The sequence below is a fragment of the Streptomyces sp. NPDC104226 genome (assembly GCF_055584085.1).
On sequence record NZ_JBVJMS010000003.1, the window covers coordinates 136,026 to 160,109 of the forward strand.

Annotated in this window: 19 protein-coding genes; 5 read left to right on the plus strand and 14 right to left on the minus strand. The window is 72.3% G+C overall.

The annotated features are described in order from the left end of the window. Positions 1-24: 24 nt before the first annotated feature. The 4 genes from ACZ60J_RS10555 to ACZ60J_RS10570 all read right to left on the minus strand — a co-directional run bounded on the left by ACZ60J_RS10555 (position 25) and on the right by ACZ60J_RS10570 (position 4,085). Positions 25-387, minus strand: a complete 363-nt coding sequence (locus tag ACZ60J_RS10555) for a GNAT family N-acetyltransferase (protein ID WP_469680537.1) — start codon at positions 385-387, stop codon at positions 25-27. A 14-nt stretch (positions 388-401) separates the two neighbouring features. Continuing rightward, positions 402-821 (minus strand): aspartate 1-decarboxylase, encoded by a 420-nt coding sequence (gene panD / locus ACZ60J_RS10560; RefSeq protein ID WP_274550606.1) that lies wholly within the window; start codon positions 819-821, stop codon positions 402-404. A 105-nt stretch (positions 822-926) separates the two neighbouring features. Next, on the minus strand, positions 927-2,507 hold the full coding sequence (locus ACZ60J_RS10565; RefSeq protein WP_469680538.1) for an alpha/beta fold hydrolase: 1,581 nt from the start codon (positions 2,505-2,507) through the stop codon (positions 927-929). A gap of 12 nt (positions 2,508-2,519) precedes the next feature. Continuing rightward, positions 2,520-4,085, minus strand: coding sequence for an alpha/beta fold hydrolase (locus tag ACZ60J_RS10570; protein WP_469680540.1), 1,566 nt, complete (start codon positions 4,083-4,085; stop codon positions 2,520-2,522). Positions 4,086-4,520: 435 nt separating this feature from the next. Between ACZ60J_RS10570 and ACZ60J_RS10575 the strand changes: the two genes are divergently transcribed. Together ACZ60J_RS10575 and ACZ60J_RS10580 are read left to right on the plus strand one after the other, a co-directional pair. Continuing rightward, on the plus strand, positions 4,521-5,228 hold the full coding sequence (locus ACZ60J_RS10575; RefSeq protein WP_469680542.1) for a cyclodityrosine synthase: 708 nt from the start codon (positions 4,521-4,523) through the stop codon (positions 5,226-5,228). Then, on the plus strand, positions 5,218-6,402 hold the full coding sequence (locus ACZ60J_RS10580; protein ID WP_469680544.1) for a cytochrome P450: 1,185 nt from the start codon (positions 5,218-5,220) through the stop codon (positions 6,400-6,402). Before ACZ60J_RS10575 ends, ACZ60J_RS10580 begins: the two co-directional genes overlap by 11 nt. Before the next feature lie 64 nt (positions 6,403-6,466). On the opposite strand, the gene ACZ60J_RS10585 is transcribed toward ACZ60J_RS10580, so the two are convergent. From ACZ60J_RS10585 to ACZ60J_RS10610, 6 genes are all read right to left on the minus strand, one after another. Further along, entirely contained in the window at positions 6,467-8,230 is a 1,764-nt protein-coding gene (locus ACZ60J_RS10585; RefSeq protein WP_469680546.1) for a glycoside hydrolase family 35 protein, read from the minus strand. 34 nt (positions 8,231-8,264) lie between these two features. After that, positions 8,265-10,217 carry a glycoside hydrolase family 5 protein gene (locus tag ACZ60J_RS10590; protein ID WP_469680548.1) on the minus strand — a complete coding sequence of 651 codons (1,953 nt, stop codon included), beginning with the start codon at positions 10,215-10,217 and terminating at the stop codon, positions 8,265-8,267. 82 nt (positions 10,218-10,299) lie between these two features. Beyond that, positions 10,300-11,145, minus strand: coding sequence for a carbohydrate ABC transporter permease (locus ACZ60J_RS10595; protein WP_469680550.1), 846 nt, complete (start codon positions 11,143-11,145; stop codon positions 10,300-10,302). A gap of 7 nt (positions 11,146-11,152) precedes the next feature. Next, the gene (locus tag ACZ60J_RS10600; protein ID WP_469680551.1) at positions 11,153-12,187 is read right to left on the minus strand and encodes a carbohydrate ABC transporter permease; all 1,035 of its coding nucleotides are present in this window, start codon (positions 12,185-12,187) and stop codon (positions 11,153-11,155) included. Then, entirely contained in the window at positions 12,187-13,410 is a 1,224-nt protein-coding gene (locus tag ACZ60J_RS10605) for an ABC transporter substrate-binding protein (protein ID WP_469680553.1), read from the minus strand. Before ACZ60J_RS10605 ends, ACZ60J_RS10600 begins: the two co-directional genes overlap by 1 nt. A 238-nt stretch (positions 13,411-13,648) precedes the next feature. Further along, positions 13,649-14,836 (minus strand): ROK family protein, encoded by a 1,188-nt coding sequence (locus tag ACZ60J_RS10610; protein WP_469680555.1) that lies wholly within the window; start codon positions 14,834-14,836, stop codon positions 13,649-13,651. Positions 14,837-14,955: 119 nt separating this feature from the next. Between ACZ60J_RS10610 and ACZ60J_RS10615 the strand changes: the two genes are divergently transcribed. Together ACZ60J_RS10615 and ACZ60J_RS10620 are read left to right on the plus strand one after the other, a co-directional pair. Next, entirely contained in the window at positions 14,956-17,097 is a 2,142-nt protein-coding gene (locus tag ACZ60J_RS10615; RefSeq protein WP_469680557.1) for an alpha-galactosidase, read from the plus strand. 68 nt (positions 17,098-17,165) lie between these two features. Beyond that, entirely contained in the window at positions 17,166-18,008 is an 843-nt protein-coding gene (locus ACZ60J_RS10620; protein WP_469680559.1) for an alkaline phosphatase family protein, read from the plus strand. A 72-nt stretch (positions 18,009-18,080) separates the two neighbouring features. Here ACZ60J_RS10620 and galK read toward each other — a convergent pair whose 3' ends face one another. Further along, positions 18,081-19,238, minus strand: a complete 1,158-nt coding sequence (galK, locus tag ACZ60J_RS10625) for a galactokinase (protein WP_469680561.1) — start codon at positions 19,236-19,238, stop codon at positions 18,081-18,083. Continuing rightward, positions 19,235-20,278, minus strand: a complete 1,044-nt coding sequence (gene galT / locus ACZ60J_RS10630; RefSeq protein WP_469680563.1) for a galactose-1-phosphate uridylyltransferase — start codon at positions 20,276-20,278, stop codon at positions 19,235-19,237. Before galT ends, galK begins: the two co-directional genes overlap by 4 nt. Before the next feature lie 127 nt (positions 20,279-20,405). On the opposite strand from galT, the gene ACZ60J_RS10635 reads away from it, so the two are divergent. Then, the gene (locus tag ACZ60J_RS10635; protein ID WP_469680565.1) at positions 20,406-21,218 is read left to right on the plus strand and encodes a DeoR/GlpR family DNA-binding transcription regulator; all 813 of its coding nucleotides are present in this window, start codon (positions 20,406-20,408) and stop codon (positions 21,216-21,218) included. A 46-nt stretch (positions 21,219-21,264) separates the two neighbouring features. Here the strand turns inward: ACZ60J_RS10635 and ACZ60J_RS10640 are convergent, their stop codons facing one another. Together ACZ60J_RS10640 and ACZ60J_RS10645 are read right to left on the minus strand one after the other, a co-directional pair. Continuing rightward, positions 21,265-22,272, minus strand: coding sequence for a LacI family DNA-binding transcriptional regulator (locus tag ACZ60J_RS10640; protein ID WP_469680567.1), 1,008 nt, complete (start codon positions 22,270-22,272; stop codon positions 21,265-21,267). Continuing rightward, complete coding sequence (locus ACZ60J_RS10645) at positions 22,269-24,083, minus strand: glycoside hydrolase family 36 protein (RefSeq protein ID WP_469680569.1); 1,815 nt, start codon at positions 24,081-24,083, stop codon at positions 22,269-22,271. Before ACZ60J_RS10645 ends, ACZ60J_RS10640 begins: the two co-directional genes overlap by 4 nt. Between the last annotated feature and the right edge of the window lies 1 nt (position 24,084).

The window sequence follows — 24,084 nt, forward strand, 5'->3', positions numbered from 1 at the left end:
GCCCACCGGGCTATACCGGTTGCGTCACCACAGGTCGGCGTCCGAGGCGAGCTGCGCCTTGGCGGCGGCCACCACCCCGGCGGGCGCCTCGGGCGCCTGCTCGGGGTGTTTGGCGGCCCATGCGGCGGCATACGGGCAGAGCGGGACGACGGGGACGCCCTCGTCGGCCGCGATCCCGTAGAAGGCCTTCACCAGGTTCCCGGCGATCCCCCGTCCCTCGTGCCCCGGCTCGACGACGGTGTGGACCGCCACGAGGGCGTGCGGGTCCTCGGCGAGCACGAAGTAGGCGATGTGTCCGACCACCGCCCCGTCCTCGACGGCCTGCAGCCGCCCGGCCGCACGGTCGTCCACGATCTTGATCGGTTCACTCGGCCCGGTCTGCGCCATGGTCCCCACTCTCCTCAGACAGCCACCGCGTGGGGGCTGCGCTCCTGGTCCGTGCCCGGAACCGGGGCGGAGGGATCCACACCCAGCTCGATGATGCGGTTGTCGCCGTCGACGTGGACGACACGCGGCTCGAACGCGCGCGCCTCGGCGTCTTCCATCTGCCCGTAGCTGATGAGGATGACCAGGTCTCCGGGGTGCACGAGGTGCGCGGCGGCCCCGTTGATCCCGATGACCCCCGAGCCGCGCTCGCCCTTGATGACGTACGTCTCCAGCCGCGCCCCGTTGGTGATGTCGACGATGTGCACGAGCTCGCCGGGCAGCAGGTCAGCCGCGTCGAGGAGATCGGCGTCGATGGTCACGGACCCGACGTAGTGCAGGTCGGCCTGGGTGACGGTGGCCCGGTGGATCTTGGACTTGAACATGGTGCGAAGCATGCGAAACTCCCGATGTGTCTGCTCCCTGCCTGCTTCACGCAGGTCAAGGGCGGTCTGCGGAGCCTACAACGATTCGCATCCGCGGTCAGCTGCTTCCAGGGGGAGTCAGCTCGCGGCAGGGAGGATCTCGAAGGTCGGGGCCTTGAGGTCCTTCAGGCATGCGGTGTCCAGCGCCTTGGGGTCGTCGAAGAAGGAGACGGTGATGGTCTGCGCGCACTGCGACGCGGCGAAGACCACGTGGGCCACGTAGGGGATCGTGACGACGGTGGCGTTGGGCAGGGTGCGCGCCACGTACGCTCCGTTGGACGCCGCGGTCTGGGCGTCGAACCCGCCGGAGATGGCGAGGGTGGGGATGTCGCTCTCGGTGACGTCCCGGATGGAGGCGGGCGCCGCGGGGACGTTCCAGGCGTCGCAGTCGGGACGCAGGAACGTGAGCAGCGGGGCCTGGGCCTGTACCGATTCGGGGAACGACGGGTAGGTCTTCTTGCCTGCGGCGAGCGCTTCGGCCTGGGTCTCGTACGGGGTCCACTCGCTGCAGAAGACGCCGTAGACGAGTCCGTGGGACAGCCGGCCGATGGCCTGGGGGCTGTACTTGCCGCCCGCCCACTGCTCGGCGATGCGCTGGGGCTTGCCGTTGTCCAGTTCGTCGAGGGCCGCGGGCACCTGCTCCGCCACATGGGTGGCGGCGGTCATCCAGTTGACCAGGGTTCCGCCGTCCAGGGTGACTTTGACCTGCTTGCCGCTGTCGGGGAGCGTGACGGTGGTGGTGACCGGCTCGGCTTCGAGTTCACGGACGAGCCGTTCGAAGGTGGCGGACAGGTTCGGATAGCGGCGGTTGCAGTCCGGCTGCTCCGCGCAGGCCTTGAACACGCCGTCGAAGCCCTGTTTGGCGGCGCTCCAGGTCACGGCCGAACCTCCGGTGGACGGCGGCAGGATGCCGTCGATGCCGACCGACCGGATTCCCTCGGGGTGCAGGCGCATGGTGACGAGTGCCAGCTGGGTGCCGTAGGAGATGCCGAACAGGTTCCATTCCTCTAGACCCAGCGCGGTGCGCAGGTCGGCGTAGTCCGCGGCGCTCTCGATGTCGTTGTAGGCGGCGAGGTCGGCCCCGCTCGCCGCCAGTGCGTCGCGGCAGGCCTTGGTGGCCGCGACGTGCTCGCGTTCGGTGGACGGCGCGTCGTAGACGAGACCGGTCGCGCGCGCGTTGAACTCGTCGACGTTTCGGCAGGTGAGTGCCGGGTCGGCCGAGTACGTGCCGCGCTGGGACATGAAGATCACGTCGCGGTCGCGGTTCAGCCCGCCGCCGATCGCCATCTTCGCCTCGCCGACCGCGTCGTCGCCGGGCCCGCCGGCGAGCCACACGATCGGATCGGGTTTCGGTTCGGCCGCTTCGGCCGCCACGATCGCGACCCCGAGGGTGATCTTCGGGCTGTCCGGCTTCGTACGGTTCTCCGGCACGGTGAGCGTGCCGCAGCGGGCTCCTTCGAGCTCGGCGACCGGATCAGCCGTCCTGGGGCAGGGCCCCGGCGTGTACGTCGCATCACCCACGGTGCGGGCGACCGTACCGGTCGGCGAAGGCGTCTCCTCCTGCGCACTCACCGGCGCCGCGAACAGACCGGCGAGCAGCACCCCGGTCGCCGCCGCGGCCGGTCCGGTGCGCAGGCGTCCTGCGTGTGACCGTGCCATCATTCCTCCCCGTCATTTCGGGGTGATCGTGAACGGTTCCCACCTCAGCCCCGCCACGCAGCCGGTGTCGGGTGCGTTCGGATCGGCGAGGAAGGATGCCAGCACCTTCTGGGCGCAGGGCGATTGCGGGACCACCCAGTGTCCGATCCCGGGCACTTGCACGGTGGTCGCGCGGGACAGGGTGCGGGCGGTCTTGGGGGCCCAGCTCGCCCCGGTCTTCATGTCGAACGTCCCGTTGACGAAGAGGACCGGCACCGAACTGACGGTGGGCACCCGCACGTCGGCCGTGCGGTCCTGGACGTTCCAGATCCGGCACAGCGCGTCCTGGAAGGGCAGTTGGGGCGCCTGCGCCTGGACCTGTTCGGGCCATGCGGGGAACGCTTCGCGGCCCGCCTTCAGCACGTCGGACGTCGAGTGGCCCGGCAGCCATTCGCTGCACACCACCGACTGGGTCAGACCGTGTGCGGTCTGGCCTTCCACCGCGACCGCACCGGCGGCCCGGGCCTTGGCGAGGCGCTCGGGGTTTCCCCGGCTGAGCTCGTCGATCGCGGCCGGGGAGTCGGCGAACGGAATCGCCTTGGCGACCAGCAGGTTCACCAGCGCGCCGCCGTCCAGGACGACCTTCACCGGGTCTCCGCCTTGCGGCGGGCTGACGTTCAGCGTCAGCGGGTTCGCCTCGAGCTTCCGCACCTGCTCGTCCAGGGTGCGTTCGAGGTCCGGGTACCGGGCCTTGCAGCGGGGTTCGGCCGCGCAGGCCTTGTACAGGTTGTCCAGTCCCTCCCGGGCGTTGGCCCAGGCGAACGGCAGGGAGACGTACGGCGCGGGGGCGGCCGAGTCGAGCGCCACCGCGCGGATTCCCCGGGGGTGCAGGCGCAGGTAGGTCAGGGCCAGGTTGCTTCCGTAGGAGTGGCCGTAGACGTTCCACTGCTTGAAGCCCAGTGCGGTGCGCAGGTCGGCGAAGTCGGCTGCGTTCTCGGTGCTGTTGTAGGCGCTCAGGTCGGTCCCGTCGGCCGTCAGGCGGTCCCTGCACTGTTTCACCGCGTCGGCCATGAGCTTTTCCGTCTGCGGCGCGTACGAGGGCAGGCCGACGGCCTTGGCGTAGAAGCGGTCCAGTTCGGGGCAGGCGAGGTTGGGCTCGTCGTAGAGGTTGCCGCGCTGGGCCATGACGACCAGGTCGCGGTCCCGGTTCAGGCCGGAGGAGACCAGGAAGGGGATGTCGTCGAAGGTCTCGCCGCCGGGTCCGCCCGCCATGAACACCACGGGGTCCGGGGCGGGTTTCGCCGTGACGGCCGGGATGACCGCCACGGCCAGCCCGATGGTCCGGCCGTCGGGACGGTCCCGGTTCTCGGGGACTTCGAGGACGCCGCACCGTGCGGTGGCCAGCGCTTCGATCGGTTCGGCCGGCTCGGGGCAGGGACCGGGCACGAACCGCGAGGCAGCGGCCGTGCCGGGCCCGGTGACGCGGGTGGTGTCGGCGGGCGGTGGGGCGGCGCTCGCCGCGCCGGGACCGAGGGCTGCCAGGAGGGCCAACGTGACGCCTGCGACCGGCACCGCGAGGTGGAAGCTCTGATCGGCCATGTGATCCCGTTCCTCTGCCGGACTACGGCTGTCCCCCACCGGGCGATGACCAGGCGATCTGGGCGGAACGCACATATCTACGATAACGGGCGCCTTTCGGGCGCACAACGAAGGGCTCCGGCCGGCGGCCGTATTCGACAACTTCGCCACGTGGTCGCAGGCGCCCTTCCTGGCGGGGCCGAACCCCCGGGTCCGCGCCGGAGGGCGGACGGTGACCCCCCGTACCGGGGTGCGTACCCGGCGTTTCGGGCGCCTCGGCGGGTCGACCGGCGGAGTCAGGCTCGTAGCCTGGGGCAACGGTGGTGTCCACCAAGTGAGTTACTCGCCGGTGGGCATAGGCCGGTGGGCACGGTTCCGGTAGCTTTCCGTCACGACGCCGCCACACCCGGGGCACAGGGCCCCACGGGACTTGCGGCGCGAAGGACCCGACTCCTGTTGACGACACTGACCGAAGTCTTCACAGTCCGGCCGTACACCCCGCACTGCCAGGTGATCACCGATGAAGGCGATCACGCCGTCATCGGCATCTCGCCCGGAAACAGCTACTTCTCCGCCCAGCGCGTTCTCGACCTCGCCCAGTGGGGCATGCGCAACTTCGCGCAGGTCGACATCATCTACACCGACCTCCACGTCGCCGACATGTACGAGGCCCTCGGCTACGACGCCGACGAAGCCCGGCGCAAGGCGGTCAAGAACCTGCGGGGCGTCCGCGCGAAGGTCAACAACGCCGCGGCCGAGGCCGACCCCAGTGGTGAGCGCCTGCGCGCACGCCCGATGTCGGCCCTCACCGAGATACCCGCGTACGTGAGTCTCCACACTCACCTGTACAACCTGCTCGACGCCGACCCGGAGTTCCTCGAGACCTGCAACTCCCTGGTCGACTCGTTCCTCTCCTCCAAGGTGCTCGGCGGGAAGTCCGCCACCACCCGACAGCGCGAGGTCTGCCTGCAGTACGTGTGCGCCGAGGCGCCGCTCTTCCTGGACACCCCCGCGATCCTCGGGGTGCCGTCCTCCCTGAACTGCTACCACCAGCTCCTGCCGATGGCGGAACTGCTCTACTCGCGCGGCTCCGGCCTGCGCGCGTCCCGCAACCAGGGCCATGCCGTCATCACCCCCGCCGAAGGAGCATCCGATGTCCACTGAGACCCTTCTCGACTTCCCCTTCTCCGCTCGCGGCGACCAGCTCCCCCGCGAGGTCGAGGAGCTGCGCGACCAGCCGGTCAAGCGGGTCCGGACGATCGCCGGCGACGAAGCCTGGCTCGTCTCCTCCTATGAACTGTGCAAGCAGGTCCTGGAGGATCCCAGATTCAGCCTGAAGGACACCTCGGCCCCCGGGGCGCCCCGCCAGTACGCGCTGACGATCCCGCCCGAGGTCGTCAACAACATGGGCAACATCACCGGAGCCGGCCTGCGCAAGGCCGTCCTCAAGGCGATCAACCCGAAGACCGACGGCCTCACCGACTGGATGCGCGCCGAAGCCGCCGCCCTCGTCGACGGGCTCCTCGCCCACGGGGCCCCGGTCGACCTGCGCGCCCAGTTCACCAACCCGTACGCCGAGAACCTGCACTGCCGCATCCTCGGCATCCCGCAGGCCGACGCCCCCCGTCTGGCGTCCAGCCTCGACATCGCGTTCATGAACTCGGCCTGCCCCGTCACCGGTGCCAAGCTCAACTGGGACCGGGACATGGCCTACATGGTCGAGCGCCTGGACGACCCGGCCACCACCGGGCTCGTCGCGGAGCTGGCAGCCCTGCGCAAGGACCCCCAGTACGCCCACCTCACGGACGAGATGCTCGCCACGGTCGGGGTGACCTTCTTCGGCGCCGGCGTCATCTCCACCATGGGCTTCCTGACGATGGCGATCTTCTCGCTGCTCCAGAACCCGGACGTGTGGGAGCAGCTGCGGAAGGCCCCGGAGAAGATCCCGGCCGCCGTGGACGAACTCCTGCGGGTCAACCTCTCGATCGCCGACGGCCTGCCCCGTCTCGCCCTCGAGGACGTCACCCTCGGGGACGTCGAGGTGAAGAAGGGGGAGCTCCTCCTCGTGCTGGTCGAGGGCGCCAACACCGACGCGTCCGTGTACAGCGACCCCCACGTCGTCGACATCGACCGGGAGAACGCGGGCACCCACCTCTCCTTCGGCGGCGGACCGCACTACTGCCCCGCCACCGCCCTCGGCAAGCGGCACGCCGAGATCGCCATCGAGACGCTCCTGGAGAAGATGCCCCGTCTCCAGCTCGCCGTGCCGGTCGACCAGCTCGTCTGGCGCACCCGCTTCATGAAGCGCATCCCGGAGCGGCTGCCCGTCCTCTGGTAGCGCGCGGTAGCACGCGTACGGGCCGAGGGGCCCCGTCCGGACTGTCCGGGCGGGGCCCTTCGGGTCATTCCTCGGTGGCCCCCAGGTCGGGGCGGTCGCGCAGCTCCACCGTGCGGGTGGCCGAGGCGTGCAGTTCGAGGACGGTGATCTCGTTGCGGCCCGCCCGGAGCACCGGGGCGGGGACGTACAGGGTGGCCTGTGCGCCGCGGGACCAGTACCGGCCCAGGGCGAAGCCGTTGATCCAGACGCTGCCCTTGGTCCAGCCCGGGAGGGCGAGGAAGCCGTCGGCCGGCTCCGGGATGTCGGCGTACCCGCGGTGGAAGGCGGGGCCCACCGGCGGCGCCGCCGGATCGGAGGCGCCGTAGGGCAGGCCGGCGAGGTCGGCGGGGTCGTCCAGGGGCAGGGCCCGGCTGGTCCACCGTTCCGGGGTCAGGCCGCCCACGAGGACCCGGCCGAGCAGTCCCTTCCGGTCGTGGATGCCCGGCCCGTAGTTGACCCTTCCCTGGTTCTCGACGAGTACGGACAGCCGGGCTCCGGGACGGGGGACGGTGAAGGCGAGGGCGTGCTCGTGGTTCTCGCGTTCGAGTACGCCGACGGGCTGTCCGTCCACGAAGACCTGTGCGCGGTCGCGCACGTCCTCGACGGAGAGCACGGCCGGGCCGCGGGCCGCCAGCCGGGTCTCGTACAGCACGAAGCCGAAGTCCTGGCCGAGTTGCTCCATCGTGAGCGGCCGGTCGCCCTCCACCGGCCCGCCGAGGAGCTCCGCATGCTCCAACAAGGCTGCTGAGTGGGTGAGTTCGACCGTCCCGCAGTCGATCTTCGGGCCGGGGGCGGGCACCGGCCCGTCGGGGACGGGGCCGTACTTCGCGAGGACCTCGCGGAAGGCCGCGTACTTGGGGGTGGGGTCTCCGGCCTCGTCCAGGAGCGCGTCGTAGTCGTACGAGGTGACCGTGGGCCGGTACGTGCCCTTGTCGTTCGCGCCGTTGGTGAAGCCGAAGTTCGTTCCGCCGTGGAACATGTAGACGTTCACGGAGGCGCCGGCGGCGAGCAGCCGGTCCAGGTCGGCCGCGGCGTCCTCGGCGCCGCGCACGGTATGGGGCCCGCCCCAGCGGTCGAACCAGCCGATCCAGAACTCCGAGCACATCAGGGGTCCTTCGGGGAGGTGCGCGCGCAGCTCCGTGAGCCCGGCCTCGACCTTGCTGCCGAGGTTGACGGTGCTCAGTACTCCTTCGAGGCTGCCGCGGGCCAGGTCCGAGGGCTGGTCGCAGGTGAACAGGGGGACGTCCACGCCGTGCCGGCGCAGCAGACCCGCCAGTTCGGCGAGGTAGCCGGGGTCCTGGCCGTAGGCCCCGTACTCGTTCTCGAGCTGGACGGCGAGCACCGGGCCGCCCCGGCTGCCCAGCCGGGACAGCAGGGGCGGCAGGAGCACGCCGAGGTACTCGTCCACGGCCCGCAGGAAGCGCGGATCGCGGCTGCGCAGGGCGATGCCCTCCTCGGCGAGCAGCCACGGGGGCAGGCCGCCCCCCTCCCATTCCGCGCAGATGTACGGGCCCGGGCGTAGCAGGACGTACAGGCCTTCGGCGGCGGCGAGGTCGAGGAACCGGGGCAGGTCGAGACCCCCTTCGAGCCGGAACTCCCTGCGCCGCGGGGCGTGCAGGTTCCACGGGACGTAGGTCTCGACCGTGTTGAGGCCCAGCAGGCGTGCCTTGTGGAGCCGGTCGGCCCATTGCTCCGGATGGACGCGGAAGTAGTGCAGTGCACCGGAGACGATGCGGAACGGCCGGTCGTCGAGACGGAAGCCGTCTGCGGCGATCTCCAGTCGGGGCATGCCGTGCGCTCCTGGGGAGGGGGAAGGGGACGGGTCAGTTCAGCGGGCGGCACAGCAGGGCGTCCGGGACGCCGCCGTGGTTCCACTTCCAGGTGTAGGCGACGCCCGCGAGGTACTCGGTGTCGGCGCACTGGCCCTTGTAGTTGCCGGGTGCCCAGTCGCTGGCGTTCGAGCCGCCGGTGGCGGGTCGGTTGTCCCCGTGGTCGAACCAGAGCGTGCGGCCCGTGCCGGGCAGGGAGGCGGCGGCGGGGGCGCACAGCAGGGCGGACATGGCGTTGTTGCGGACGCTGTAGCCGACGGCGAAGGTCTGTGCGGGGCACTGGAGCTTGTTGTAGCCGGATGCCCAGTCGCCCCCGGTGACGTACCGCTCGTCCGTGACCGTGGTCCAGGACCCGGTGGCCTTGGCCGGGCCGCCGGCGTCGGTGCACAGGCCCCGGCTGCTGCTGCGGCCGAGGCCGGTCAGCCGCTGGGTGTCGGGGCAGTTGCCCTTGCGGTTGCCCGGGGACCAGTCGGGCTTGGCGAGCATGGTGGCGGAGACGTCGTAGTCGGCGTGGTCGAGGTCGAGCATGTTCCAGCGGCTGACCGGGGCCACCGGGCCGGTGCGGCCGGGGGTGGAGACCAGCCGGTTCCAGTCGTCGGCGCGCCAGTCACCGCCGTCGCGGATGCCCTGGCGGACACCGGTGGCCGAGTAGGACAGCAGGGCCCAGTTGTCCATCGGGGCGCCGGCCGCGTCGGTCCAGCCGACGAGCGGCCAGATGGCGAAGTCGGTGTCGTTGGCCACGAGGATGTCGGTGAAGCGGTGCAGCCAGGTCTGTTCCTTGGGGTCGTTCGATCCGCGGCCGCCGGCTCCGAACTCGCTGATCCACACCGGGGCGGTGAAGTGCTGCCCTTCCTGAGTGACGAACAGGGCCTGGGAGTTGACCACTTGGGCGAGCTGCTCGGGGGTGAAGTCCTGGTAGCGCGGGTCGTTGGTGGAGCCGGGGCCGCTTCCGGCGCCGGTGTTGGCCGGGCCGGTGTAGGCGTAGAAGTGGGCGGCGTAGACGAGCTTGCCCGATTCGATGAGCGTGTGGGAGAGGTTGGCCACCGGCGTCAGCATGGGCCGCCCGTGCGGAAGTCCGGCGAGCGGGATGCCGTACCAGTTGATGCCCTCCATGACGACCAGCATGTCGGGGGCGGCCCGCAGGATCCGGTTCCCGGCCTCCTCGAAGGCGGCGTAGGCGTCGTGGTTGTCGTACCAGCCCCAGTTGGGGTCGTCCCAGGTGTCGCGGCGTATCTCGTTGCGCAGGTCCGCGCCCACCACCCGCTTGTCCGCCTTGTAGCGGTTCACCATGAACACCCAGTCGTCGACCCACTGCTGGGTGCTCTGGCTGCTGTTCCAGCGCTCGTTGCCGTCGAGGCCGCAGCAGAAGCGGGAGGTGGTGGTGTGGTTGTTGAGGATGACGGCGAACCCGTCGGCGGTGAGCGCCGCGACGACCGCGTCGAGGACCTGGAGCGGGGTCTTGCCCCTCAGCTGCGGGTTGGCGGCGACGGCGGCGTCCGGGACGGGCCTGGTGTCGTGGACGAGGGCGTTGGAGAACGGCAGCCGGATGCTGTTGAGGCCCAGGCCGTGGAAGTCGGCCAGGATCGCGGACATGGGTGCCCGGTCCAGGCCCAGGGGCATGTCGTGGGCGTGTATGCCGTGCATGTGGCTGGCGGGATCGTTGGCGTCCCCGCTGCCGGTCCATGTCCCTTGGGCGCCGGCCCAGTTGCCGGCCCTGAGCTTGAAGCGGTTCCCCGCGGCGTCGACGATCCAGCGGCCCCGGGTGCTGAGCGGTGCGGTCCAGGAGGCGGCCAGTTCGGGACCGGTGAGGACGGTGGGCGCCGCCGGGGCGCCGGCCGTGTCGGGTGCGGTGGCCGTCGCGCCGGCCGCGGTCGTGGTGCCGAGGAGCAGCGCGGACAGCACGGCGAGTGCCGATGCCGCGCGTCGGAGCAGTGGTGTGCCTGTCACGTTGGATCCTTCGGAGAGGGAGGATGTTCCGTGCGGTTGAGGTTGCGGTTGCGGTTGCGGTTGCGTGTCGTGCTGGTGGCGCTCAGCCCTTGAGGCCGCTGGTGGCGATGCCCGCGACGATGTACCGCTGGGCGACCAGGAACATGACGACCAGGGGAACGATCGTCACGACGGCTCCGGCGAACAGGCCGGGCAGGTTGATGGTCTGCGAGGTGAGGAACGTCGACAAGGCGATCTGGGCCGTCCAGGCCGACGGGTCCTGTCCGATGACCAGGGGCCACAGGAAGGAGTTCCAGCTGTCGATGAACGCCAGCGCGCCGAGCGAGGCGAGCATCGCCCCCGAGTTGGGCAGGGCGATCCGGCGGTAGAGGCCGATCCAGCCGAGTCCGTCCAGCCGTCCGGCTTCCTCGATCTCGGCCGGGAGCTGGAGGTAGAAGTTGCGGAAGAGGAGGACGGCGAAGGGGTTGAACAGGCCGGGCACGATGATGCCCCACAGCGTGTTCACGCCGCCCAGTGAGCCGACCACGACGAAGGTCGGTACGAAGGTCACCGATCCGGGGATCATCAGGGTGGCGACCACCAGACCGAGCAGGACGCCGCGTCCCGGTACCGGGATCCGGGCGAAGGCGTAGCCGGCGGCGGAGGCCAGGAGCGTGGAGACGGGGGCCGTGACGAGGGCGATCACGGTGGAGTTCGCCAGCGCCCGGCCCATGGACAGGGTCGGGTCGTCGAAGAGTGCGGAGAAGTTCTCGAAGTGCATCGTCGACGGCCACCAGGTCCAGTGCGGCGACGTGATGCCCCGGGCGTCCATCAGGGAGCCGCGCAGCATCAGGTAGAAGGGCGTCAGGAAGGCCGTCGTCAGCAGGCCCACCAGCAGTCCGCGCACGCAGAGGCCCAGCGCTCCGGACAGTCTCGCTCCGGTCGTCACGGGCGGTTCACCCCTCGCTCCTGCCGAATCCGGTGAGGCGCCCCTGGATCAGGGTCACCCCGACGATGAGCGCGGTGAGCACGAAGGCTCCGGCCGATCCGAGTCCGTAGTCCTGGCTGCCCATCGCGGTGTTGTACAGGTAGCCCAGCGGGGTCTGGACGGGGGCCGAACCGGTGCCCGAGAGACCGCTGTTGAAGAGGTTGTAGAACTCGTCGAAGGCCTGGAAGGCGGCGATGAAGAGCAGCATGAGCACGGCGACGGAGGTACCGCGCAGCATCGGCAGCGTGATCCTGCGCAGCAGCCGCAGGCCGGTCGCGCCGTCGAGGGCGGCGGCCTCGTAGAGGTCGTGGGGGATGCTCTGGAGTCCGGCGAGGAAGAGCACCATGTAGAAGCCGACCTGGAGCCAGAGCCGGAGGGTGACCAGCACGATCCAGTACAGCGGTGGCGAGGTGGTCTGCAGCCAGGGGACCGGGTCCATGCCGAACCAGCCGCCCAGGGTGTTGGCGATGCCGGCCGGGAGCCCGTTGAACAGGCACATCTTCCACAGCAGCGAGGCGGCGACGTAGGACACGGCCGCCGGGATGAGGAAGACGGTGCGCAGCGCCGCCCGCCCCCGCCGGATCCGGTGGACCAGCAGGGCGAGCCCGAGGGAGGCGGCGAAGGTGACCGGCACGATGAAGGCGGTGAACAGCAGGATCTGGGTCAGGGAGCCGCGGAACGCGCCGTCGGAGAGCAGGGTCCGGTAGTTGTCCAGCCCCACCCACCGGCTGGGAGCGATGGTCCCGCGCGCGTCGCTGAGGCTGAGCAGGAAACTCCAGCCGATGGCCACGTACTTGAAGACGCCGAGTCCGATCAGCAGCGGAGCGGTGAGCAGCGCGAAGGCGGTCCATGCGGAGCGGCCGGCCCGGGGACGACCCGTGCGGGGACGACCGGCGCCGGGGCGGCCCGTGCGGGGGCGACCCGTGCGGGCCGCCCCGGCCACGGGCTGCCGGGACGGTCCCGGCCGCCCGGACGGCCCCGTGGTGTGCGGTGCGGAGAGCATCAGCCGCGCTGCTTGTCGATGGCGCCCTGGGCCTGGCGCACCGCGTCCGCCAGGACCTCCGCGGGGTCCCCCTGCCCGCCGGTGATCTTCGCGGCGGCGGCCGAGAACGCGGAGCTGACCGCGGTGTCCCAGGTGCCCGGGTTGGACTTGCCGTACTTGGCGGCCAGTTCCACGGCCTCCTTGGCGGCTCCGCCGGTGAGCTTCGCGGCACCCGCCGCCACGGACTTGCGGGGCGGGACGTGGAACCCGTAGCTCTCGGCCCAGTCCTTCTGCAGGTCCGCCTGCTGGATCCACAGCCACTGGACGAACTTCTTCGCGGCGTCCACGTGCTTGCTCTTGGCGTTGACGCAGCTGGTCCAGCCCCCGACGCGCACGACGGGGCTGCCCCCGGCCTTGTGGGCGGGCCACGGCAGGACGCCGAAGTCCTCGCCCAGCGCGGTCTTGACGGCGGGCATGGCCCACAGGCCGCACCACTGCATCGGAACGACGCCCTGGACGAGGGCGGACGGATCCCACCAGTCGGTGGTGAAGCCGAGGAGGAGGGACTTGTCCTCGTGCAGGCGCCGCAGGCCGGTCAGTGCCTCCAGTGCCTGCGGTGAGCCGAAGGCCACCGTGCCGTCGGTCACCAGGTCGCCGCCGTTCGAGCGGACGGCGAGGATCGGGCTGTCTCCGAGGCCGTCGTTGCCGAGGAACAGGCCCTTGCCGGACTTGGTGGTGAGGGCCTTGGCCGCCGCGACGAGCTCGTCGAAGGTGGTGGGCGGGGTGATGCCGGCCTGGGACAGCACGCTCTTGCGGAAGTACAGCATCATGACGTCGTCGATCATCTTGACGCCGTAGAGCTTGCCGTCGACGCCCACACCGGCGATCGCGTTGTCGTTGAAGTCCGACCTGTCGCTGCCGTAGAGCTCGTCGAGGGCGGCTATCTGGCCCCGGCGGGCCAGGCTCTCGCTGAAGTCGCCGATCTCGAAGACGTCCGGGGCCGCGTCGGTGAGCAGGGTCGCGTTGAGCTTGGCGGAGTAGTCGCCGGGAACCCAGGTGACCTTGACGGCGATGTCCGGGTGGGCCTTGGTGAAGGCGGTCGCGTAGCGCAGTGCGGCCTGCTGCGTGCCGGCCTCGCCGTACGCGTGGAACCAGACGTTCAGGGTGGTCTTCGCGTCGGCGGAGGCGCCGGCGTTCGGGTCGGTGGAGCAGGCGGTGGCCGCCACCGCTCCGGCGACGATCATCAGTGATCCGCCGAGAAAACGCCGTCGGCTAAGCTCGGTCCTGTGCGCGCTCATGTCGCATCCTTCCGTGAGGGTAGGCGGGATGTGGGTGTGTCCGGCCCGGTCGGTGCCCTCCATCAGTGCTTGCCGGCAGTGAGGGGCACCGGCCGGGTGGGCCGGGTGCGGTACGCGTGGTGCGGTGGTACGGGAGTGGTGCGGCGTTACGGGAGTGGTGCGGCGTTACGGGAGTGCTGCGGCGTTACGGCAGTGCCGGGGCGGCCGCGCTCGGCGGGAACAGCGCCTGGACCGCCACCGCGGCGGCTCCACGGGCCCACTCCTCCCAGGGGAGCGGGCGCAGGGACAGCGGGCACCTGACCGCGGCCCCGAAGGCGTGTGCCGCGTAGGCGTCCTTGATGTGCTGTCCGAACAGGTCGTAGGTACCGGCTCCTTCGCCGCTGACCACGACGCGTTCCGGACCCACGAGGTTGACCAGGGCGGCGATGCCGACGCCGATCGCGCGGCCCGCCCGGGCGAAGGCCTCGCGGGCCACGGGGTCCCCGTCGCGGGCCAGTTCCACGGCCCGGTCGAAGCCGAGGTCGGCCGCTCCGGTCCCGCGGCGGACCGCCTCGAGGATCGCGCCGGTCGAGGCGATGGCCTCGACGCAGCCGACCGCGCCGCAGCGGCAGCGCGGACCGGCCGGGTCGACGGGGATGTGCCCCATCTCCCCGGCCACTCCGTAGGCACCGGTCACCAGCTCTCCGTTGACGACGAGCGCCGAGCCGATCCCCGCGCCGATCGTGACCAGCGCGAAGTAGCCGGTGCCGACCCCCTCCCCGAACCAGTGCTCGGCAATGGTGAGTGCTTTGACGTCGTTCTCCACGGTGACCGTCAGACCGGTGGCGGCGGCCAGCGTCTCGGCGAGCGGTACGTCGCGCCAGCCGAGACGGCCGGAGAAGCGGACCCGGCCGCCGCCGCGGTCCACGTCGCCCGAGACCGCGATGCCGAGGTGCCGGGTGCGGTCCCGGAACGCGGTGTCCGTGTCGAGCAGTTCGTCGACCAGGTCGGTCAACAGTCCGGCGACCGAGGCGGGTTCATGACTGTCGAGGGTCCGTTCGGCCGTGGCCCGGACCCGGGCACGCAGGTCGCACACCACGCCGAACAGCCGGTCGTCGCTGATCTTCACTCCGACGAAGAACTCCCGGTCCGGGGTGACGGCCAGCGGGTTGACCGGACGGCCGGCCCCGGGAGCGGTGCGCTCGGGCGGGAGTTCGTACAGGTACCCGTCGTCGATGAGCGGCCGCGCGGCCTTGGTGATGGCCGTCGAGGAGAGTCCGGTGCGGCGCGCGAGCTCCACCCGGCTGAGGGGGCCCTCGGCCAGGAGCAGGGCGAGGACCGCCGTTTCGGCCGGTGCGCTGACCAGCGGTGACTGGGAGTGGTTTCGAAACACGGGTGCAACGTAGAGCAAATAAATAACTTCGTCCAGTATTGATTTCGACCCGGGGTCCGCCCTAGCCTCTGGCCAACTCCTGGCCCGGATAAGGGCCTTCGACCTCAGGGGACCCCTTCGTGCCTGCCGCGCTCCCGCCCGTCACCTTCGATCCCGCTTCCGGCATCGCCGTGCTCCGCACTCCGAACAGCGTGTACGCCCTGCGCACGGGGCCCGACGGCAGCCCGCGGCACGTGCATTGGGGCGCACCGCTCGACACCGCCGCCCTGACCCTGCTGCCGGAGGCCACCTCGCCCGCCGCGAGCAGCTTCGAAGCCGGGGCCGCGGCCGACGAGCTGGCCCCGCAGACCGGGGCGCGGTTCGGCCCGGCGGGCCTCCAGGTCCGCTTCGCCGACGGAACCGTCGGCGCACAGTGGGAGTTCGCCGGACACCGCGTCGACGGCGGCGAACTGCGGCTGCTCCTCGCGGACCGCCGCTACCCCCTGCGCGCGGAGCTCTGCTACCGCGTCCGGCCGGGCAGCGACGTCGTAGAACGCTGGGTGGAGCTCACGCACACCGGAGCCGCGGCTGCGGTCGGTGTCGGGGCCGAGGCCGGGCCGGTCACCGTCGACCGGCTGGACTCCGCCTCCTGGACGGCCCCGACGCTCGCCGACTACCGGCTCAGCCACCTCACGGGCGGTTGGAACAGCGAGTTCCAGCTGCATCGCGACCGGCTCCCCGTCGCCGAGACCGTCCTGACCAGCCGCCGCGGGCTCACCGGCCACCACGCCAGCCCCTGGCTCGCCCTCGACGACGGCGCCGCGACCGAGGAGCGGGGCGAGGTGTGGAGCACCGCCCTTGCCTGGAGCGGCAGTTGGCGCATCACGTTGCACCGCGACGCGGTGGGCCGCACCACCTGGACGGGAGGGTTCGGCCACGAGGGGCTGCGGTGGACCCTGGAACCGGGCGGGAGCCTGCGGACCCCCGTGTTCGCCGGGCTCTACACCCCGCACGGCTTCGGCGCGGCCAGCCGGGCCTGGCACGGCTACGTCGCGGACCACGTACTTCCGGAGCCCGAACGGGAGCGGCCCGTCCTCTACAACTCCTGGGAGGCCACCGGCTTCGACGTCGACCAGGCCGGCCAGATCAAGCTGGCCCACCTGGCCGCCGGCCTCGGCGCCGAGCTGTTCGTCCTCGACGACGGCTGGTTCGGCACGCGGCGCGACGACCGGGCCGGGCTGGGCGACTGGACCCCGCGCCCCGAGGCCTTTCCCGAGGGGCTGCGCCCCCTCGCCGACGAGGTCCGCCGCCTCGGCATGACCTTCGGTCTGTGGGTGGAGCCCGAAATGGTCAACCGCGACAGCGAGTTGTACCGCGCGCATCCGGACTGGGTCCTGCACTCCCCCACCCGGGAGGCGACCGAACTGCGTCATCAGCTCGTACTGAACTTCGCCCGGCCCGAGGTCGAGGCCTGGGCCCACCGCACCCTGGACCGCCTCGTACGCGACCACGGGGTGGGCTGGCTCAAATGGGACGCCAACCGCGCCTTCACCGAGGCCGGCTGGGAGGGGAACCCCGATCCCGACCGGCTGTGGATCGACCACACCCGGGCCGTCTACCGGGTCATGGACCGGCTGCGCGCGGACCACCCGGGCCTGCGCATCGAGGCGTGCGCCGGCGGTGGCGGGCGCGCCGACCTCGGCATCCTGGCCCGCACCGACCAGGCGTGGACCTCGGACAACACCGACCCCGTCGACCGGATCGCGATCCAGGACGGCTTCAGCCAGCTCTTCCCGGCCCGGATCATGGCCGCGTGGGTCACCGACAGCCCCAACACGGCCACCGGCCGGCGCACCCCGCTGCGCTTCCGTTTCCACGTCGCCATGTCCGGGGCGCTCGGCCTCGGCGGGGACCTGACGGGCTGGTCCGCCGAGGAGCTCGACGAGGCCGCCGCGCTCGTGGCCCAGTACAAGCAGATCCGTCCGCTGGTCCAGCACGGGATCCAGTACCGCCTGAAGGGCGCGGGCGGGGTGACGGCCGTCCACTACGCCGCCGCGGACGGTGGCGAGCACGCCGTGCTCGCCTGGCGGCCCGCGACCCGGTTCGGCCACCGGCCCGCGCCCCTCAGGCTGCCCGCACTCGACACCGGCGCCCACTACCTGGACCCGGACCGGGACCAGGTGCACAGCGGCGCCGTCCTGGTCCACCGCGGCATCGACCTCGCGCTGCCCGCCGGGGACTACGCGAGCCGGCTGATCCGGCTGCGCCGCACCACCCCCTGACCCTGCGGACCGGCCACCGCGCCGCTGCGCAGAGACCCGCACCCACCCACGGACACCCTGGACCGGCCATGCACACGCAACACGTTCTGGTCGTCGGCATCGACGGCGTACGGCTCGACCTGCTCCCGCAGCTCGACACCCCCCACCTCGACGGGATAGCCGAGGCGGGGTTCCTCGCCCCCGTCGAGATCGACGAGGCCACACCGACCATGTCCGGGCCGTGCTGGGCCACCATCGCCACCGGCGTCACCGTCGCCAAGCACGGGGTGTGGGGCAACCGGCTCGACGGCAACCGCCTCGACGTCTTCCCCGACTTCACCACGCGGCTGGCACTCGAATGCGGGCGGCGCACCTTCGCGGCCGGCGGCTGGGCCCCCCTGTTCCTCGCCCAGCAGGGCGGCCCGCTCTTCACCGCCCCCAGCCGGCTGAGCTTCATCGCCCCGCGCGCGGACACGCCGGAGGCCTGGGAGGAGGTGGACGAGGCCGTGACCGCCGAAGCGGCGCACGTGCTGGGCTCCGGGGAGGTGCTCCACGCCTCCTTCGTCTACCTCGGCGCCGTCGACGAGACCGCCCACTTCCTCGGCTGCGGCGAGGAGTACCGCCGGTCGATCGAGACGGCGGACCAGCGCCTGGGCCGACTCCTCAAGGCCGTGCGCGACCGCCCGGGCCACCCCGGGGAACGGTGGACGGTCATCGTGGTGACCGACCACGGGCACCGTGACGAAGGCGGCCACGGGGGACGCAGCGAGCTGGAGCGGACCGCCTGGGTGGCCGCCTGCGGCCCGGACCTGGCCGCAGGCGTGACGCCGAAGGCGGTCCGGCACACCGATGTCGCCGCCCACGTCTACGCCGCGCTGGGCATCGGCCTGGACGCCCACTGGACACTGGACGGCGCCCCCTTCACCGCCTGATCGGGCCGGCTGCCGGGGCCCTGGCCTGCGCCCGGGCCCCGGCTACGGCTACGGCTACGGCTACGGCTACGGCTACGGCTCCAGCCGGCGCGCGCCCGCCGCCGGGGTCGCGGTGAGGAGGCGCGGCAGCCGGTGGCCGGCCGCCGCGAAGGCCGCCGTGACGGCCCCGCCCACCGCGTCCTCGCGGCCCGCCTCCACCAGCGCGATGACGGAGCCTCCGAAGCCGCCTCCCGTCATCCGGGCGCCGAGGGCTCCGGCGCTCAGGGCGGCCGTCACGGCGAGGTCGGTCTCCGGGCAGGAGACCCGGTAGTCGTCGCGGAGCGAGGCGTGACCGGCCGTCAGGATCGGGCCGAGGGCGGCCGCGTCGCCCTCCCGGAGCCGGGCGACCGCCTCGGTGACCCGGCCGTTCTCCGTCACCACGTGGCGGACCAGCGGGACGAGGTCCGCCGGGAGCTCCTCCAGGGCCCCGGCGAGGTTCCGGGCGGGCAGATCCCGCAGGGCGCGCAGGCCGAGCAGCCCGGCGGCCCGTTCACAGCCCGCGCGCAGGGCCGCGTACGCCCCGTCGCCCAGGTCGTGGGAGACCCGGGTGTCGATCACGAGGAGGACGAGTCCCTGCCCGGGGAGGTCGAGGGGGACCTGCCGGTGGAGCTCCGGGGTGCGGGCGTCGAGGTGGAGCGCGGCGCCGGTGGTGCAGCACACGGAGGCCATCTGGTCCATGATCCCGCAGGGGACTCCGGCGAAGCCGTTCTCGGCCCGCTGGGCGATGCGGGCCAGTTCCGGCCCGGGCAGTCGCAATCCGTACAGCTCGTCGTAGGCGACGGCGACCACGCATTCCAGCGCCGCGGACGAGGAGAGGCCGGCGCCGGTGGGCACCGTGCTGTCGAAGTGGAGGTCGGCGCCGCCGACCCGGTGTCCCGCCCCGGCGAGGGCCCAGACCACTCCGGCCGGGTACGCGGCCCAGCCCGGTACCGCTCCGGGGGTCAGGTCCGCCACGGCGAGCTCGGTGATCCGGCCGTCGCCCTGCGCGCTGTGCAGCAGCAGCCGCCCGTCCGTACGGGCCCTGGCGGCGAGCAGGGTGGTCTGCGGGAGGGCGACGGGGAGGGCGAACCCGTCGTTGTAGTCGGTGTGTTCACCGATCAGGTTGACCCGGCCGGGCGCCGCCCAGATCCCGTCGGGGACGCCGCCGTAGAGCTTCGCGAAGGTGGCCGCGGCCTGCTCGGAGCGGCTCATGCCAGGGCCTCCCGCAGTCGTCGCGCCGCCGTCTCCGGGGCCACGTCGTTGATGAAGGCCTCCGTCCCGGACTCCGTGCCGGCGAGGAACTTGAGCTTGTCGGGGGTCCTGCGGATGGTGAACAGCTCCAGGTGCAGGGCCAGTTCCCCGCCGTGGGTGCGGGGCGCCTGGTGCCATGCGGAGATGTACGGGGTGGGCGCGGGCTGCTTCTGCGGTACGGGGAACAGCCGGTCGAAGCGTCGGAGCAGGTCGAGGTAGATCCCCGGGAACTCGGCCCGCTCGGCTTCCGTGAGGCAGGTCAGGTCGGGGACCCGGCGGTGCGGATAGAGGTGGACCTCGTACGGCCAGCGGGCGGCGTGGGGCACGAAGGCGGTCCAGTGCTCCCCGGCCGTCACCACCCGCTCCGTGGCGGCGCGGGCCCTGCCCAGCAGGTCCTCGAAGAGGTTGCGGCCGGTGGCGGCGCGGTGCGCCTGCGCGGCGGCCGTCATCTTGGCGGTGCGCGGCGTGACGAAGGGGAAGGCGTAGATCTGGCCGTGCGGATGCGCGAGGGTCACCCCGATCTCCGCTCCCCGGTTCTCGAAGCAGTACACCTGCTCGACGCCGGGGAGCGCGGAGAGCTCGGCGGTGCGGTCGGTCCACGCGTCGAGGACCAGCCGGGCGGCGGACGGGGTCAGATCGGCGAAACCCGCGTCGTGGTCGGGGGTGAAGCAGACGACTTCGCAGCGTCCGGCCTCGCCCGCGAGGGAGGGGAAGCGGTTCTCGAAGACGGCCACCTCGTAGTCGGCGGCGGGGATCTCGCTGAGCCGGCCGTCACGGGACGGGCAGAGCGGGCATTCGCCGGCGGGCGGGTGGTAGGTCCGGTTCTGGCGGTGGGAGGCGATGGTGATCCAGTCGCCGGTGGCCTCGTCGCGCCGCAGTTCCGGGCGGCTGTCCACCGGATCCAGTGGGCGCAGGTCGGGCGCGTCGCGCACGGCACCTTCGTCGGTGTCGAAGTAGATCAGTTCGCGGCCGTCCGCGAGTTTCGCGAGGGTCTTCTTCACCCACCGAGAATAAACACTCTCGAACATTTTCCACCAGCCTGGAGCGAGGTTTCCCCCAGACTTCAACAACATGGCCGTGTTATCTTGCTGCCTTCTGACCGGTTTCGCCGATTCCCGGGAGCGACCCGTGGCCGAGCAGGCTGCCCAACTGGCCCACCAGCGACGCGCTCTCATCCTCGACGCGGTCCGGCGCGAGGGCGCGGTACGAGTGGCCGACCTGGTCGGGCAGCTCGGCGTGTCCGACATGACCGTCCGCCGGGACCTGGACGCCCTCGCCCGGCGCGGCGTCGTCGAGAAGGTCCACGGCGGAGCCGTCGCCCCGGCCGGGGCGAGCGGGCACGAGCCCGGCTTCGAGGCCAAGTCGGACCTGGAGGGCGATGCCAAGGCCGCCATCGCGGACACGGCCGCGGCCCTGGTGGAACCGGGCAGCGTGGTCGCGGTCTCGGGCGGCACCACCGCGCACGCCGTCGCCACCCGGCTCCTCGGGGTCCCCCGGCTCACCATCGTCACCAACTCCCTCCCGGTCGCGGAGCTGGTGTGGGCCGACGGCCGCGACCGCGGAGCCGGTTCCCCGACCCTGCTGCTCACCGGCGGCTCCCCGACCCCCTCGGCCGCCCTGGTCGGACCGCTCGCCGACCTGGCGATCGGCTCGCTCCACGTGGACCTGCTCTTCCTCGGGGCGCACGGGGTGGCGCAGGGCGCCGGCCTGACCACCCCCAACCTCATGGAGGCCCAGACCAACCGCGCCCTGGTCGCCTCGGCACGCCGGGTCGCCGTCGTGGCGGACCACAGCAAGTGGGGGGTGGTGGGGCTCAGCGGCTTCGCGGCGCTCCACCAGGCCGACTGGTTCATCACCGACGCTGGCCTGCCCGCCGCTGCGCGCGCCGCCCTCTCGGAGGAGGTCGGCGAGCTCCTCGTCGCGGACGAGGAGCGGCACTGAGCCCGCCCCCGGATCAGGGCGGGATCCGGCCCGGGCCAGGCCCGGATCAGACCCCGGGCTCCGCGGGGGCCGGCCCGGTGGTGGCCCGGATGACCAGTTCGGGGTCGAAGAGCAGCTCGCCCGTGGGCACGTCCCGGTTGCTGACCAGCGCCAGTACGCTGCGCCCGACCTCCAGGGCCAGCCGGTCGGCGGGCTGGCGCACGGTGGTCAGGGGCGGGTCGGTGAACTCGGTGATGGAGGAGCCGTCGTACCCCACGACCGATACGTCTCCCGGCACCGCCCGTCCCTGCCGGCGGATGCCCCGGATCGCCCCGAGGGCCATGTAGTCGCTGGCGGCCACGATCGCGGTGGCGCCCAGGGCGAGCAGCGGGCCGACGGCGGCCTGGCCGCCCTCCACCGTGTACGACTGCCGGATCACCCAGCGCTCCGGCTCCGCGATGCCCCGCTTGGCCATGGCCTCGACGAAGCCCCGTACCCGCCGGTCGGCGGGCTGGTTACCGGCCGGTCCGGAGGCCATCCCGATCCTGCGGTGGCCCAGCCGGTGGAGGTGGTCGACGGCCAGCTCCGCGGCGAGCGCGTCGTCCGTCGAGAACACCGGGGTCGCCACCCCGTCCGCGAACTCGCCGTTGATGCCGACGTACGGCACCCTGCGCTGGCGCAGCAGTTCGTACGTCTCGTTGTCGGCGCCCTCGACGGTGTTGGAGGCGGAGAGGAAGACGACGGCCGCGACGCCCTTGTCGACGAGCGCGGAGATGAAGTCCCGCTCCTGGACCCCGCCCGGGAAGGCCGGGCACAGGATGGTCTTGAGCCCGTGCGGGGCGAGCGCCGACTCGATGCGCTCGGCGACATCGGCGAAGAACGGATTGGACACGAACTCGGTGATCACCGCGACCAGTTGGCCCTGGGTCTGGCGTTCGTAGCCGACGTCCGCCATGGCCTGTTCGACCGCGTCCCGGGTCTTCTTCGACACGCCCTGGCGTCGGTTGATCACCCGGCTCACGGTCGCCTCGCTGACCTGGGCGCGAGCGGCGACCTCGGTGATCCCGACCTTCATCGCGGTCCTTCCGTGAGCGTGAGCGATACCAGCCCCCCGCGCGGCACCGCCAGCGAGCGTGCTCCCTCCGGCAGGTACGACGGCGGGCCGTCCATGATACGGCCGTCCGGCCCGTGGACCACTCCCCGGACCCCGCCCCCGCCGCCCAGCACCTCGACCATCACCCGGTCCCGCTCCGAGCCGTTGGCCAGGTCGAAGCGTCGGTACGCGGAGAAGTCCAGCGGGACGACCCGGTCACCGTGCACGCTCAGCAGGCAGTGGTCCCCGGCGCTCGCCCGCACCAGCGGGTACAGCTCGTCGGGCCGGCCCGGCTCCACCTCCCCGTCCAGCAGCAGTTCCCGGTGGACCCGCCACTGTGCCAGCCAGAACCCGATCGCCTCCCGGTGCGCCGCGGGGACCCGGTCCAGCCGTACGGAGATCTGCGGGACCGCGTGGAGTGCCCCGATCAGCTGCCGGGCCACCGTCGCCACGGGGGCGTCGGGTGACCACAGGAGCATGTCGGAGTGGACGGCTCCGCCGACGGCGAGCAGCGAGGTGTCGAGGGTGCGGACCCGGTTCGCGGTGGCGTCCGCGGGGCAGTCGAAGGAGCGCAGCATGTTGCCGAAGGGGGCCATGCCCGGTCCCGTGTACGGCTGGCGCAGTTCCAGCAGCACGCCGGGGCGTACGGCCTCCAGCGCCGCGCGGAGCTCCGTCAGCAGGGCCACCATGGCCCGTCCGACGTCACCGGCTCCGTCGCCCGCGTAGACCATGGCCTGCTCGAGGAAGTCGAGCTTGAGTCCGTCGAGCCCGTACGAGCGGACCAGCCGGACGCAGAGCCCGACGACGTGCGCGCGCACCTCGGGGCGGCGGGGGTCCAGCACGTGCGCACCGGGCACGCCGGACGGGGCGGGTGCGCAGGCGGCCCAGCGGTCGTGGCAGGCGGCTCCGGGTCCCAGGAGCAGGGGGGCGACCCAGGCGAGGTAGCTCAGCCCGTGGGCCCGGACCCGGGCCACGTGCCCGGCGAAGTCGGGGAACTTGGCCCGGTCGGGCTCCCAGTCCCCGCAGCCGGCGTAGCCGCGCCCGTGGCCGCCCTCCTGCCAGCCGTCGTCGAGGATCAGCGCTCCGCAGCCGAGTCCGGCGGCCAGTTCGGCCTGGGTTTCGACGGCGGGGGCGCTGACGTCCTGGTTGAAGGCGTACCAGGTGGAGTAGACGGGGGTGCGGGCCGCGTCGGGCACCGGCGCCGGGGCGAGCGCGGCGTCGAACCAGGAGCGCAGGGCCCGCATGGCCCGTGCCACGGAGGGGGCGCGGGGGGCGAGCAGGATCCGGTGGGCCTGCCGTGCGGCGGGCAGGCGGAGGTGGACGACGTGGGTGTCGTTCTCCTCGGAGACCCCGAAGCGGAGCTCCGCCTCGGGTACCGGGTCGGTCGCGGCGAAGGTGAGCAGGGTGGCGCCGCCGTGGTCGTAGAGGCAGCCGGCGGCGTGTCCGTGGACCAGCGAGACCTGGGAGCGGCCCTCCCAGTCCGCGAGCAGGGTGCGCTGCCAGCCGCCCTGCGGGTGCCAGTACCCGGCGGCGTCGCCGAGGGGCACGGAGAAGCGGATCTCGACGGGGGCCCCGTCGGCCCGCACCTCCAGCATCCGCAGCCTGCCCGGGAGTTCGGCCAGGGTCCAGGCGGGGTGGACGCCGGGGGCGTGGGCGAGGACGGCGAGCGAGACCCCGTCGAGCAGCGGCTGCTCGGCGGCGGGTGCGAGCCCGGCGGTGGTCACGGGATCGGCGGTGGCTACGGGAGCGGTGGTGCCGGGACCGGCGGTGGTCACGGGATCGGCGGCGGTCACG